Raw genomic sequence first — 13,462 nt, 5'->3', positions numbered from 1 at the left:
GGCCCCCCGCCCCCCGCCAGCGGCGGGAAACGACTGGCCCTCACCTCACTTCCTCCCCACCAGGGACGGTTGAAACCCCCCTGGTGCCTTATCGAACACCTCGCGCGGGGTTTTCGCCTCCCCGGGCGGGAAGGGGGGTATGACCCGATACTGCGATCGGGCGGTCAAGCTGTTGCACCCTGTCTACCCTCCCCAGGGTGAAGTATGGGTAAATACCTGGACAACGACCCCCATACGGCGCATCCTTTGCTCACTCCCCGTGCCTGTCGCCGCCAGGAGCAGCCGTGCCGCCGCATCCCCCCACCATCCGTCCACCGTCCGCACACGGACCGTTCGGCCACGCACTGGCCGGGCTGCTGGACGTCCTGCTCCCCGCGAACTGCGCCGGCTGCGGCAGCGAACGCACCCAGCTCTGCCCGGCCTGCCGACGGGTCCTCGCCACCGCGCGGCCCGGCCCGACCCTGCTGCCCTGGGCGCACGCCGCCGCGCCGTACGCCGACCCGGTCCGGCAGTTGCTGCTCGCGCACAAGGAGCGGGGCGCCCTGCGGCTGGCCGGTCCGCTCGGCGAGGCCCTCGGCCGGGCGGTGCGCTCCGCGCTGGGGCCGCGGGCCGGTGCCGCCCCGCTGCTCCTGGTGCCGATGCCCTCGACCCGCGCGGCCGTCCGTGCCCGCGGACACGACCCGACGCTGCGGCTGGCCGGGGCCGCCGCCCGCTCGCTGCGCCGGGCCGGCCTGGACGCCCGGGCCGCGTCGATGCTGCGTCACGCCCGACCGGTCGCCGACCAGACCGGGCTGAACGCGGCGGAGCGCCGCCGCAACCTGCACGGAGCGCTCACCGTGCTGCCGCGCGCGCGGGCGGGACTGGCGGGGCGTCACCCCGTCCTGGTGGACGACCTGGTGACCACCGGGGCCAGCCTCGCCGAGGCCGCCCGGGCGCTGGCCGACGCCGGCCTGCCGGCCCGGGCCGCCGCCACGGTCGCCGCGACCGAGGTGCACCCGGCGGGGTGACGGGGGCCGAGCGGCGCCCGCGGGGGCGTCAGCCCGTACGGACGCTGCGTCGAACCGGCCCGGACGGCGTGTCGGCCCGCGCGGACGCGGCGTCAGCCCGCGTCGGGACCCGCCGTCAGCCCGCGTCCGGACCCGCCGTCAGCCCGCGTAGAAGAAGGACCGCGGCTTGTCGATCAGCGGGGCCTCCCGCCACTGGTTGTTGACGAGGCGGTAGGCCTTGAGCTCGCTCGGCTTGCCGTCCGGCTGCTTGACCTCCGCCATCGCGAGCACCGGCGGCGCCTGGGTCAGGCGGTCGCCCCGGGACTCCGAGGCCGCGACGGTCATCATGCTCTCGGCGCTCTGCAGCTGGGTGTCCGTGCTCTGCGACCCGTCGGTGCTGATGAAGTAGAGCTGCTGGGTCCGGTCGGCCTCCTTGCCCAGCACCAGCAGCTGGTCGGTCTCCGCCCAGGACACCGAGGCGACGTCGGTGAGCGTGGGGGCCGCCCGGCGCAGCCCGGTGATCTTCACCGTCGGTGCCTGCGGGGTGCCGCCGTGCACCACCAGGCCGAACATCAGCGAGCGGATGGCCACGCCCGGGGTCTTGACCACCAGGGCCACCCGGACGCCGTCCGAGGAGATCTTCAGCGACTGCACGGTCTGCCCGGTCAGGCCCTCGACCGGAACGGTGTACGACTTGTTGCCGCGCACCATGACCACCCGCTGCCCCTGCTGGTTGCGGTCCACCACCCACAGGTCGCTGCGGCCGTCCCAGCTGGGCGAGGCGAAGCCGTCCTCCTTGTCGCCGGACTTCGCCTGCGAGGTGAGCACCGGATCGCCCAGGCCCACCGCGGCGTCCGTCAGCGGCACCGAGTAGACCTGGTGGCCGTCCTCGCTGATCGCGGCGGCCTGGGAGCCGCTCCGGCTGACCGCGATGGCGCCCAGCCCCGGCTTGGTGTTCGACTGCGGTCGGCCGAGGATCCCGTGGACCGGGTCCCCGGGGCGGCCCTCGTCGGTCGCCACCAGGGCGCCGTCGGCACGCTGGTAGTACTGCGTCGTGGGCGTCGGCCCGGCCAGGGCGCCCGGGCCGGTGGCCGGCACGTCGGTGCGGCTGGCGGTGCAGGAGCCGCGCTGCCCCTTCAGTTCCAGCCGCTCGACCTGGCCCTTGCCCTGGTCGGCGAGGGTGTAGAAGAGCTGGGTCGCCATCCGCCGGCACGCCATCGGCTCGCTGACGTCCGCCTCGCCGAGCTGCACGTGGGCGATCCGGCTGTCGTCGATGGTCACCCGGTCGACCCTGGCGCCGTTCGGGAAGGCCGTCCGGACCACCGGCGAGAGCCAGGTCGAGGGCCCGTCGGCCAGCGCCTGGGCGGCCGTGGTCAGCGGGTCTATTCGGCGCCGCAGGTAGATCGGGTCGGCGACCAGCACCTCCTGGCCGGCGTTGCCGGAGGCCACCGCGGACGGGTCCGGCGCGGTGTAGAAGAACCGCTCGACCTGCCGGAAGCTGTTCCGGAAGTTGGTCTCGTTCATGATCACGCCGGGCGGCAGCTTGTCGATCCGCCACTCGCCGTCCTTCTCCCGGACGAAGGTGAAGTCGGAGGAGACGTTGTTGTTCTGCCCGGCCACCTGCAGGTACGAGCGCTTCTCGTCGACGCTGGCGACCAGCTGCCCGCTCACCGTCACCGTGGCCTGGGCATCGGTGTCGACGACGTCCTGGCCACCGGGGATGGTCGTGGACGAGAGCACCCGGATCCCGGCCTCCGGCTTCCAGGCCGCGGCGGCGCTCTCGGTGAGGTACTTGCGCGCGGTCTCGTACCCCTCGTCGGCGGTCACCGCGTCCAGGAACCCGGTCAGCAGCTCGCGCGGCTTGGCGCCCTTGCCCGGCGCCACCGGGTAGACCCTGGCCTGCAGGTTCTTGTCCGCCGAGCCTTGGGACAGCTCCACCTTGGTGATGCCGCCGGAGTCGGGCATGGCCGCGCAGCCGCTCGCCGTCAGGGCGAGCAGCGCGCCGGCCACCGCGAGGAGCCGCGGCTCAGTCCTGTTGCTCGTCCCTCGCACGCTGCGACCCCTCCACGTCCGTCCCACCCGTCATGTCCGGCTCCGCCGTCCGCTGTGCCACCGACGGCCGTCCGGGCGTCGGGTCCACCATGACCTGGGCGCCGGTCGCCCCGTAACCCGCCCCCGCCGTCCGCACGTCCGAGGGGTCCGAGCGCGGGCCCTCGGGCATCCGGCTCCGACCGAGGCCGGGGCCGATGTTCAGCACCCCGCCGAGCCCGCTGCCGAAGCCGAAGCCGGCTCCGCCGCCGTCCGGCGCCTCCGTGGGCTCCTCGGCGACGGCCATCGCCGTCGAGCCGACCGGGCTGATCGCCCGACGGTACGGCATGCCGTACGTGCCCAGGCCCCGGTTGTTGCGGGAGTCCTCCGGTTCGAGGCGGAACGGCGCCCGGGAGATCTCGCCGCCGCGGGTGCGCGGCAGGGTGAGCCGGAAGTGCGACCCGCCGCCGGGCTCGCCCCAGGCCTGGAGCCAGCCGCCGTGCAGGTGGGCGTCCTCGACCGCGATGGACAGGCCGAGGCCGGTGCCGCCGGTGGTCCGCACCCGGGACGGGTCGGCCCGCCAGAAGCGGTGGAACACCCGGGACGCCTCGCCCGGCTTGAGGCCGATGCCGTAGTCGCGCACGCCGACCGCGACCGCGCCGTCCGCCGAGCCCAGCCGGACCACCACGTCGCGGCCCTCGCCGTGCTCCAGCGCGTTGACCACCAGGTTGCGCAGGATGCGCTCGATCCGGCGGGAGTCCACCTCGGCCAGCACCGGCTCGCCGTCGCCGCGGATCACCACCGCGCTGCCCTTGGCCTCGGCCAGCGGCTCGGCGGCCTCCACCACCCGGCCGACGATCTCCCGCAGGTCGACCGGCTCGGCGTCCAGGATGGCGGCGCCGGCGTCGAAGCGGCTGATCTCCAGCAGGTCGGCGAGCAGCGACTCGAAGCGGTCCAGCTGGCCCTGCAGCAGCTCCGCGGAGCGGGCCGCCATCGGGTCCAGGTCCTCGCGGCTGTCGTAGATGAGGTCCGCGGCCATCCGCACCGTGGTCAGCGGGGTGCGCAGCTCGTGCGAGACGTCCGAGACGAACCGCCGCTGCACCCGGGACAGCTCCTCCAGCTGGCGGATCTGTGCCTGCAGCGCGTTGGCCATCCGGTTGAACGACTCCCCGAGGCGGGCGATGTCGTCCGTCCCGGTCACCTTCATCCGCTCTTCCAGGTGCCCGTCGGCGAGCCGCTCGGAGATCCCGGCGGCCATCCGGACCGGGGTGACCACCTGGCGCACCACGACCCAGGCGATGCCGCCCATGAGGATCACCACGAACACGCCGGCGGTCGCCAGGGTGCCGGTGACCAGGTTGAGCGTGTCGGTCTCCTGGCCGAAGGAGAACACGTAGAACATCTGGTAGCTGTTCCCGGCCGGGCCGACGAACTGCATGCCGAGGGCCAGCCCGGGCTCGGACTTCACGCTGCTCTCGGGCGCGCGGTGGATCCGGGTCGGCTGGTCGAACATCTGGCCGGGCTCGGACATGAGCTTGGCCCGCAGGGTGTCCGGGATGCTGCTGGGCTGGATGTCGCCCGAGTAGCGGGGCGCGAAGCCCCCGGTGTCCGGGACGACGGCGCCGGTGCCGGGCGCCATCGCGATCACCGAGTAGACGGTCTGCCCGCTCCCGGCCAGGTCGTTGACCTGCCGCAGCAGCCAGGTGCCGGTCTCGTCGACGGTCGGGTCGGCGGTGCCCCGCAGCTTCTGGTCCCTGGCCTCGTCGATCTTCTTCTGCTCGACCTGGAAGCCGATCCTCGCCTGCGCCCGCGCGGCGTCCATCTTGGTGTCGAGCAGGCCGGTGCGCACCTGCGCCACCACGACCACGCCCAGCACCAGGACCACCGCGATGGAGGCCAGCAGGGACACCGCGACCACGCGCAGCTGGATCGACCGCCGGTACAGCGCGGTCACCCGGTGGGTGGGACGGCGCAGCTGGCGCTTCACCAGTCCGATCAGGCCGGACGGGCCGCGTCGGCGGCGGGTGGTCGAACTCAGCACGTCCCCGCGCACGGCCCCGGCCCCGTCGGTCGCGGTACCCGACGGGGTCTCGTCAGCCCGGTCCGTCACGTCAGCTGGGTCCGGCCTTGTAGCCGACGCCGCGGACGGTCACCACGATCTCGGGGCGCTCCGGGTCCTTCTCGATCTTGGAGCGGAGGCGCTGCACGTGGACGTTGACCAGGCGGGTGTCCGCCGCGTGGCGGTAGCCCCAGACCTGCTCCAGCAGCACCTCGCGGGTGAACACCTGCCAGGGCTTGCGGGCCAGCGCGACCAGCAGGTCGAACTCCAGCGGGGTCAGCGGGATGCCCCGCCCGTCCCGCTTCACGGAGTGACCGGCCACGTCGATCACCAGGTCGCCGATGGTCAGCTGCTCGGGCGTCGGCTCCTCGGCGCGGCGCAACCGGGCGCGCACCCGGGCCACCAGCTCCTTGGGCTTGAACGGCTTGGTGACGTAGTCGTCGGCACCCGACTCCAGGCCCACCACGACGTCGACCGTGTCGGTCTTCGCGGTCAGCATGACGATCGGGATGCCGGACTCGGCCCGGATCTGCCGACACACGTCGATGCCGTCCCGGCCGGGCAGCATCAGGTCGAGCAGGACCAGGTCGGGCTTGGTCTCCCGGAACGCGGCTAGTGCCTTGTCCCCGTCGGCGACGAAAAACGGCTCAAAACCCTCACCACGCAGCACGATGCCGAGCATCTCGGCCAGTGCGGAGTCGTCATCAACGACGAGGACGCGTCCCTTCATGCGTCCATCTTCTCATTACCGGATTGTGACCTGCCGCACAGCAGTGCCATTGCTCCAGAACGGCCAACTCCGACTGCCGGTGAATTCCGGCCATACCGGGCGAATGACCCCCGGTGGAGCACCGCCGAACCGTCCGCGGCGCGCCGCCCGCGCCACCTCGGCGCCCCGTTGCCGATCAGCAACCGGATCCCCATGGGGCCTGCTCCGACCCCATGGCACGATTGGCGCTGCGCGCGGGTGGAAGATCCATCCGCAGTCGCGCCCACGACGCCCCTCCGAGGAGCAGTGATGACCGACACTCCGGGCTGGGCCTCGCCCGGCTCGTCCGAGCCACCCCGCGACGGCGTCCGGCCCCCGGTCGATGCGCCCGCCGCCGTGCCCGGGCCGTCGGCACCACCGCAGGCCACCCCCGGCTGGAACGCCCACCCGGGCGAGCAGGCCCGTCCGCAGTGGGGACAGCAGCCCCCCGGCAACCGGCAGCCGTACGGCTGGGGCGCGCCGCAGAGCCCCAAGCCCGGCGTCATCCCGCTGCGCCCCCTCGGCATGGGCGAACTGCTCGACGGCGCCGTCAGCACCGTCCGCCGGCAGTGGCGGACGGTACTCGCCCTCTCGCTCGGCATGGCGGTGATCGCCCAGGGCGGCACCGTCGTGGTCGACCTGCTGGTCAAGGGCAAGACCGGCACCGCCACCCAGGCCCTGCGACTGGTGGCCGCCCTGCCGCTGCAGCTGCTGCTCGACGTGCTCGCCGCCGCGCTGCTCACCATCGTCGTCAGCCGCGCCGTGCTCGGCCGCTCCGTGACCGCCGGCGAGGCCTGGCGCGACGCCCGGCCGCGCCTCCTGCAGCTGCTCGGGCTCACCCTGCTCACCGCCCTGATGGGCCCCGGTGTGGCCCTGCTCGGCTTCGCCCCCATGTTCGGCTACAGCGCCGGAGGCGCCGACGAGCCCGCGACCACCGCGCTGCTGTCCCTGGTCGGCCTGCTGGCCCTGCCGGTGGCCGCCTGGCTGTGGATCCGCTACAGCCTCGCCGCCCCCGCACTGATGCTGGAGAAGCAGGGCGTGGCCGCCGCGCTGTCGCGCTCGCGGCGCCTGGTCCGCGGCTCCTGGTGGCGGATCCTCGGCATCACGCTGGTCAGCAAGGTGCTGTCGATCGTCGTCGCGGTCGTCATCGCCGTCCCGTTCCGCTTCCTCGGCGTACTGCTGGGCCTCGACAGTTTCGCCGGCCAGGGCCTGACCGCTGCCGCCCATGAGGGCGCCGGGATGGTCGCCCTCATGGCGGTCGCCGGGATCATCGCCGGCACCCTCACCACCCCCTTCATGGCCGCCGTCGGCGTCCTGCTCTACGTCGACCAGCGGATCCGCCGCGAGGCCCTGGACATCGAGCTCGCCCGCGCCGCCGGCCTGCCCGAGTACGGCGGCACCGGCTGGGGCGGACAGGCCGACCAGACCCCGGCGGGGCGCTGAACCGGATGCCTACCTGGGGGGACAGGCTCCTCGCCGCGGGCGGCACCCCGGTCACCGTTCCGCGCGACCCCGCGCGCGACGCCGCCCGGGACGAACTGCTCGACGCCGAGTACCACAAGCACGACCCGTCGGTCCTGCAACGGGCGATGGACTGGTTCTGGGACCACATCTCCAGCGCGCTCAGCGGCATCTCCGGCGACGGCACCGACGGCACCACCGGCCTGGTGCTCTTCCTGATCGTCGCGGTGCTGATCGGCGCCGCACTGTGGTGGCGCCTCGGCGCGCCCCGCCGCGCCGCCCGCACCCTCGGGGACGTGTACGGCGTCGAGGGCCCGCGCAGCGCCGCGCAGTACCGGGCGGACGCCGCCGGACACGCCGCCGCCGGGCGCTGGACCGAGGCCGTCCGCGAGCAGATGCGCGCCCTGGTGCGCGCCCTGGAGGAGCGGACCCTGCTCGACTCCCGCCCCGGCCGCACCGCCGACGAGGCCGCCGCCGAGGCCGGCCGGGCGCTGCCCGAACACGCCGCCGCCCTGTCCGCGGCCGCCCGGACCTTCGACGACATCGCGTACGGCGAGCGCACCGCCGACCAAGCCGCGTACCGGCTGCTGCACGAGCTGGACCGGACGCTGGAGCGCTCCCGTCCCGTCCTCGCACCGGGCCCGCCGGCCGTCCCGGCCCCCGTGCCGAACCAGGCCCCGGGAGGAACGGCATGACCGCCACCACCCCCGCGCCGCCGGTGGCCGGGACGCCCCCCGGCGCCGCCCCGACCAGCCTCGCCCCCACCGGGCGCGGCCTGTGGCGCCGCGCCCGCTGGTACCTGGCCTTCCTCGGCGCCCTGCTGATCGGCGCCCTCCTCGTGACCTCCCTCGGCCGGGACCACCTCTACCCGCCGCTCGACCCGCGCTCGTACGACGCCGACGGCGCCCACGCCGTCGTCGCGCTCCTCGAACGCCAGGGGCTCACGGCCGAGTTCACCACCGACCCGACCGGCAACCCGACCGGCCCGGACACCCTCGTGCTGCCCGAGCCCGACCTGCTCTCCGCCGACCAGCTGCGCGCCGTCGCGGCCGCCCGGCACCGACGGCTGGTCCTGATCGCCCCGGGCCCGGCCGCCCTCACCGCGCTCGCACCCGGCATCCGGCTGTCCGAGGAGGACGGCGGCCTGCCGTACGCCTCCGTCCGCAGCACCGACGCGGACTGCTCGCTCATCGAGGCCGCCCGGGCCGGCAGCGCCCACCTCGGCGGCATGCTCTACACCAGCGGCAGCCGCGGCGAGGGCTGCTACCCGCGCGGCCACGGCTACCCCCTGGTCGGCACCCGGAACGACGACGGCGGCGACGTCGTCGTGCTCGGCAGCGGCGCCTTCCTGCAGAACGGAAAGCTCGCCGCGGACGGCGACGCCGCCCTCGCGCTCGGCCTGCTCGGCTCGCAGCCCCGCCTGACCTGGCACCTGCCGGACTACTCGGCCCCGCTCGCCGAGGGCAACGGCTTCAAGAGCTTCGAGGACTACATCCCGAGCGGCTGGCACTGGGCCTACTACCAGCTCGTCGTCGCCGCCGGGCTCGCCGCCCTCTGGCGCGGCCGACGGCTCGGGCCGGTGGTCAGCGAGGACCTGCCCGTGGTGGTCCGCGCCTCCGAGACCACCGAGGGCCGGGCCCGCCTCTACCGGCGCGCCAAGGCCCACGGCCACGCCGCCGAGGCCCTGCGCCGCGCCGCCGCCCACCGCCTCGCCCCGGCCCTGGGCGTCCCGCTCCGGGCCGGCGCGCCCGACCCCGAAGCACTCTGCGCGGCCGTGGCCGACCGGCTCCCCGACCGGCCCGCCGGGGACGTCCGGGCCCTGCTGTACGGCCCGCCCCCGACCGACGACGCCGCACTGCTGCGGCTCGCCGACGACCTCGACACCCTCGAAAGGCAGGTACGGAACCCGTGACCGACCAGGCAACCGCCCAGCTCCGCACCGTTCCCGGCACGGCGACCGCCACCCCCGGCAGCACCGACCCGCGGGCCGCGCTGACCGCCCTGCGCGCCGAGATCGGCAAGGCCGTGGTCGGCCAGGACGCCGCCGTCACCGGGCTGGTGGTCGCGCTCCTCTGCGGCGGCCACGTGCTGCTGGAGGGCGTCCCCGGCGTCGCCAAGACCCTGCTGATCCGCACCCTCTCCACCGCGCTCAACCTGGAGACCAAGCGCATCCAGTTCACCCCCGACCTGATGCCCGGCGACGTCACCGGTTCGCTCGTCTACGACGCCCGCACCGCCGAGTTCTCCTTCCAGCCCGGCCCGGTCTTCACCAACCTGCTGCTCGCCGACGAGATCAACCGCACCCCGCCGAAGACCCAGGCCGCCCTGCTGGAGGCCATGGAGGAGCGCCAGGTCACGGTCGACGGCGAACCGCGTGCGCTGCCCGTCCCGTTCCTCGTCGCCGCGACCCAGAACCCGGTCGAGTACGAGGGCACCTACCCGCTGCCCGAGGCCCAGCTGGACCGCTTCCTGCTCAAGCTGGTCCTGCCGCTGCCCGACCGCGACCAGGAGTTCCAGGTCCTCGCCCGGCACGCCGCCGGCTTCGACCCCCGCGACCTCGCCGCCGCCGGCGTCCGTCCGGTCGCCGGCCCCGAGCACCTCGCCGCCGCCCGCGCCCAGATCGCCAAGCTGACCGTGTCCCCCGAGGTCCTCGCCTACATCGTCGACCTCTGCCGGGCCACCCGGCAGTCCCCGTCGCTGTCCATCGGCGTCTCCCCGCGCGGCGCCACCGCCCTGCTCGCCGCCTCGCGGGCCTGGGCCTGGCTGGCCGGCCGCGACTACGTCACCCCGGACGACGTCAAGGCGCTCGCCCTGCCCACCCTGCGGCACCGGGTCGCGCTGCGCGCCGAGGCCGAGATGGAGGGCGTCACCGCGGACTCCGTCATCCAGGCGGTCCTCGCCCAGACGCCCGCACCGCGCTGACCGGACCGGTCCACCCGCCCCTCCCGATCCCGCCCGATCCGCCCGATCCATCGCCCGCGCCCCGTCGCCCGTCGTCCCGTCGCGGGCCCCGGGGCGACGGGTCTCCGAAGGAGCGCACCGCATGGCCCTCACCGGGCGAACCGCCCTGCTCGCCGCGCTCGGCGCGCTCGTCGTGGGCCTGCTGCTGCCGTCGACGTCCGGGATCTGGCTGGTCACCGGCGTGGTCCTGCTCGCCGCCGCGGTCGACCTGGTGCTCGCCGCCCCCGTCCGCGAACTGCGGTTCGAGCGGGGCGGCGACACCACCGTCCGGCTCGGCGAGCCCGCGTCGGTCGAGTTGACCGTCACCAACCCCTCCGGGCGCCTCCTCCGCGCCCTGGTCCGGGACGCCTGGGCACCGTCGTCCTGGCGCCCCGGCACCGCCGAGACCGCCTCCCGGCACACCCTCACCGTCCCGGGCGGCGAACGGCGCCGGACCGTCACCGTGCTCGGCCCGACCCGCCGCGGCGACCACCACGCCCACCGGGTGACGGTCCGCTCGTTCGGCCCGCTCGGCCTCGCCGCCCGCCAGGGCTCCCACCTGGTCCCCTGGACGGTCCGCGCGCTCCCCCCGTTCGCCAGCCGCAAGCACCTGCCCTCCCGGCTCGCCCGCCTGCGCGAACTCGACGGCCGCACCTCGGTGCTGACCCGCGGCCAGGGCACCGAGTTCGACTCCCTGCGCGAGTACCTGCCCGGCGACGACGTCCGCTCCATCGACTGGCGCGCCAGCGCCCGCCGCAACACCGTCGCCGTCCGCACCTGGCGCCCCGAACGCGACCGCCACATCCTCGTCGTCCTCGACACCGGCCGCACCTCGGCCGGCCGCGTCGGCGACGCCCCGCGACTGGACGCCGCCCTCGACGCGGCCCTGCTGCTCACCGCGCTCGCCACCCGCGCCGGGGACCGCGTCGACCTGCTCGCCCACGACGCCGTCAAGCGCGCCACCGTGGCCGGTTGTTCGGCCCACGAGGTACTGCCCGCCTTCACCAACGCCATGGCCGGCCTGGAGCCCGCACTGCACGAGACCGACATGCGCTCGCTGGTCTCCACGGCCCTCAAGATGGCGCCGCACCGCTCGCTGATCGTCCTGCTCACCGGCCTCGACGCGGCGCCGGTCGAGGACGGCCTGCGCCCACTGCTGCCGCTGCTCACCAAGCGCCACGAGGTCGTCCTGGCCTCCGTCGCCGACCCGCGGCTGGACGTCCTCGCCGCCGGCCGCGGCACCGTCGAGGCGGTCTACGGCGCGGCGGCCGCCGAGCAGACCCGCGCCGACCGCCGCACCACCGCCGACCGCCTCACCCGGCACGGCGTCACCGTCCTCGACGCCCCGCCCGCGCGGATCGCCCCGGCGCTGGCCGACACCTACCTGGCACTGAAGGCGGCCGGCCGCCTCTGACCCGCCCCGGCAGGCGCCTCAGCGTGGCCCACGGGCGTTCAACCCCGCATTGAGCCGGGCCGCCTGACGCGTCAGGTAGTCGCGCTCGGCGAGGTTGGACGCCTTGTGCGCCGCCTCGACGTACAGCCGTGCCGCCGTCCCCGGGTCGCCGTCGCGCTCGTGGAGGTACGCCGCCACCGCGGTGTGGCGGGGCAGCGAGTCGTCGAGCTCCGCGAGCGCCGCCAGCCCGGCCCGCGGACCGTCCGCCTCGCCGACCGCCACCGCACGGTTGAGCCGGGCCACCGGACTGTCCGTCAGGCGCACCAGCTCGTCGTACCACTCGACGATCTGCACCCAGTCCGTCTCCCCGGCCGTGGGCGCGTCGGCGTGCAGCGCGGCCACGGCGGCCTGGGCCTGGAACTCGCCCAGCCGGTCGCGCCCGAGGGCCCCCTGCAGGATCCGGACACCCTCGGCGATCAACCCGGTGTCCCACCTGCTCCGGTCCTGCTCGGCCAGCGGCACCAGGCTGCCGTCGGGCGCGGTCCGGCCGGCCCGCCGGGCGTGGTGCAGCAGTATCAGGGCCAGCAGTCCCGCCACCTCGGGGTGGTCGATCGCGGCCGCGAGCTGCCGGGTGAGCCGGATGGCCTCGGCAGCGAGGTCGACGTCCCCGGAGTAGCCCTCGTTGAACACCAGGTACAGGACCCGCAGCACGGTGGAGAGGTCACCGGGCTGGTCGAACCGCACGCCGGAGACGGTGCGCTTGGCCCGGCTGATGCGCTGGGCCATGGTCGCCTCGGGCACCAGGTAGGCCTGAGCGATCTGGCGGGTGGTCAGACCGCCCACGGCCCGCAGGGTGAGCGCCACCGCCGAGGACGGCGTCAACGACGGGTGGGCGCACAGGAAGTAGAGCCGGAGCGTGTCGTCCACCTCGGTCGCCGGCCCCGGCTCCGGCTCCTGGTCGACCAGGTCCTCACGCCGGCGTCGAGCGGTGTCCGACCGCGCCGCGTCGAGGAACTTGCGCCAGGCCACGGTGACCAGCCAGCCCTTGGCATCACGGGGCTGATCATCCGGCCAGACGCGGACCGCCTCGACCAGCGCTTCCTGCACGGCGTCCTCGGCCGCCGCGAAGTCGGCTCCGCGGCGGACGAGGATCCCGAGCACGCTCGGTGTGAGGCTCCGGAGCAGGGCCTCGTTCATCGGGAGGGTCACTCCGTGATGGTCGGCGGCTCGGCCAGGAACGGACGCAGCTCCAGCCACTCGTGGATCGGCTCGCCACCGGCCCCCGGCGCCGCCGACAGCTCACCGGCCAGTTCGACGGCACGCTCGTAACTGTCGACGTCGATCACCATCCAGCCGGCGATGAGGTCCTTGGTCTCCGCGAACGGACCGTCGGTGACCGGCGGCCGGCCCTCGCCGTCGTACCGCACCCACGTCCCCTCGGGGGCGAGCGCCTGGCCGTCGACGAACTCGCCGGTCTTCTCCAGACGGGCCGCGAAGTCCTGCATGTACCGGATGTGCGCGGAGATCTCCTCCGGCGTCCACTGGTCCATCGGCACGCAGTTCACCGCGTCCGGGGCGCCTCGGTAGTGCTTGAGCAGCAGGTACTTGGCCATCGTGCTTCTCCCTCGATGCTGGTGCCACCCATTGTGGGCCGCTCTCACCCCGGGGACGGAGCGGACCACGGGTTCTCGACATCGCCGACCAAGATTTTTTCGAGAAGCTTCCGTCCCGGCCCCGCACAGGTCCGGAAACGCAAAGAACCCCTGATCCGAGTGGATCAGGGGTTCTTTGGAATGATTGTTCGGCGGCGTCCTACTCTCCCACAGGGTCCCCCCTGCAGTACCATC

General features: G+C 74.6%; 11 protein-coding genes. 6 read left to right on the top strand and 5 right to left on the bottom strand.

Going from position 1 to position 13,462, the window contains the following annotated elements; genetic code table 11:
• Window positions 1-284 precede the first annotated feature (284 nt).
• Window positions 285-1,007, top strand: a complete 723-nt coding sequence (locus ABT048_RS14730; RefSeq protein ID WP_350521749.1) for a ComF family protein — start codon at window positions 285-287, stop codon at window positions 1,005-1,007.
• A gap of 138 nt (window positions 1,008-1,145) precedes the next feature.
• On the opposite strand, the gene ABT048_RS14725 is transcribed toward ABT048_RS14730, so the two are convergent.
• From ABT048_RS14725 to mtrA, 3 genes are read right to left on the bottom strand one after another with little or no spacing between them, the layout of a single operon-like run.
• Window positions 1,146-3,038, bottom strand: a complete 1,893-nt coding sequence (locus ABT048_RS14725; RefSeq protein WP_350521748.1) for an LpqB family beta-propeller domain-containing protein — start codon at window positions 3,036-3,038, stop codon at window positions 1,146-1,148.
• Window positions 3,013-5,124: an MtrAB system histidine kinase MtrB gene (mtrB, locus tag ABT048_RS14720; protein WP_502894011.1), complete on the bottom strand. Its 2,112-nt coding sequence runs from the start codon at window positions 5,122-5,124 to the stop codon at window positions 3,013-3,015. Before mtrB ends, ABT048_RS14725 begins: the two co-directional genes overlap by 26 nt.
• A 1-nt stretch (window position 5,125) precedes the next feature.
• Window positions 5,126-5,803, bottom strand: coding sequence for an MtrAB system response regulator MtrA (mtrA, locus tag ABT048_RS14715; protein WP_030061806.1), 678 nt, complete (start codon window positions 5,801-5,803; stop codon window positions 5,126-5,128).
• A 288-nt stretch (window positions 5,804-6,091) separates the two neighbouring features.
• On the opposite strand from mtrA, the gene ABT048_RS14710 reads away from it, so the two are divergent.
• From ABT048_RS14710 to ABT048_RS14690, 5 genes are all read left to right on the top strand, one after another.
• On the top strand, window positions 6,092-7,264 hold the full coding sequence (locus ABT048_RS14710; protein WP_350521747.1) for a DUF7847 domain-containing protein: 1,173 nt from the start codon (window positions 6,092-6,094) through the stop codon (window positions 7,262-7,264).
• A gap of 5 nt (window positions 7,265-7,269) precedes the next feature.
• A complete protein-coding gene (locus ABT048_RS14705; protein ID WP_350521746.1) occupies window positions 7,270-7,977 on the top strand; it encodes a DUF4129 domain-containing protein in 708 nt (235 codons plus the stop codon).
• The gene (locus tag ABT048_RS14700; protein ID WP_350521745.1) at window positions 7,974-9,194 is read left to right on the top strand and encodes a DUF4350 domain-containing protein; all 1,221 of its coding nucleotides are present in this window, start codon (window positions 7,974-7,976) and stop codon (window positions 9,192-9,194) included. Before ABT048_RS14705 ends, ABT048_RS14700 begins: the two co-directional genes overlap by 4 nt.
• Window positions 9,191-10,204: an AAA family ATPase gene (locus ABT048_RS14695; RefSeq protein ID WP_402805224.1), complete on the top strand. Its 1,014-nt coding sequence runs from the start codon at window positions 9,191-9,193 to the stop codon at window positions 10,202-10,204. The genes ABT048_RS14700 and ABT048_RS14695 overlap by 4 nt, the downstream gene beginning before the upstream one ends.
• 121 nt (window positions 10,205-10,325) lie before the next feature.
• Window positions 10,326-11,636 carry a DUF58 domain-containing protein gene (locus ABT048_RS14690; RefSeq protein WP_350521744.1) on the top strand — a complete coding sequence of 437 codons (1,311 nt, stop codon included), beginning with the start codon at window positions 10,326-10,328 and terminating at the stop codon, window positions 11,634-11,636.
• A gap of 18 nt (window positions 11,637-11,654) precedes the next feature.
• On the opposite strand, the gene ABT048_RS14685 is transcribed toward ABT048_RS14690, so the two are convergent.
• Window positions 11,655-12,812 (bottom strand): RNA polymerase sigma factor, encoded by a 1,158-nt coding sequence (locus ABT048_RS14685; protein ID WP_350521910.1) that lies wholly within the window; start codon window positions 12,810-12,812, stop codon window positions 11,655-11,657.
• An 8-nt stretch (window positions 12,813-12,820) separates the two neighbouring features.
• Window positions 12,821-13,228, bottom strand: coding sequence for a YciI family protein (locus ABT048_RS14680; RefSeq protein ID WP_350521743.1), 408 nt, complete (start codon window positions 13,226-13,228; stop codon window positions 12,821-12,823).
• Window positions 13,229-13,462: the final 234 nt, after the last annotated feature.

This window comes from Kitasatospora sp. NPDC096140, assembly GCF_040303045.1.
Taxonomy (GTDB): Bacteria; Actinomycetota; Actinomycetes; order Streptomycetales; family Streptomycetaceae; genus Kitasatospora.
This window is presented reverse-complemented; position numbering and strand designations above follow the sequence as displayed.

What these genes read in the sequence shown, in the direction of transcription:
- ABT048_RS14690 (WP_350521744.1), top strand. Translation starts at nt 10,326, where the DNA reads ATGGCCCTCACCGGGCGAACCGCCCTGCTCGCCGCGCTCGGCGCGCTC.
- ABT048_RS14685 (WP_350521910.1), bottom strand. Translation starts at nt 12,812, where the DNA reads ATGAACGAGGCCCTGCTCCGGAGCCTCACACCGAGCGTGCTCGGGATC.
- ABT048_RS14705 (WP_350521746.1), top strand. Translation starts at nt 7,270, where the DNA reads ATGCCTACCTGGGGGGACAGGCTCCTCGCCGCGGGCGGCACCCCGGTC.
- ABT048_RS14700 (WP_350521745.1), top strand. Translation starts at nt 7,974, where the DNA reads ATGACCGCCACCACCCCCGCGCCGCCGGTGGCCGGGACGCCCCCCGGC.
- ABT048_RS14710 (WP_350521747.1), top strand. Translation starts at nt 6,092, where the DNA reads ATGACCGACACTCCGGGCTGGGCCTCGCCCGGCTCGTCCGAGCCACCC.
- mtrA (WP_030061806.1), bottom strand. Translation starts at nt 5,803, where the DNA reads ATGAAGGGACGCGTCCTCGTCGTTGATGACGACTCCGCACTGGCCGAG.
- ABT048_RS14680 (WP_350521743.1), bottom strand. Translation starts at nt 13,228, where the DNA reads ATGGCCAAGTACCTGCTGCTCAAGCACTACCGAGGCGCCCCGGACGCG.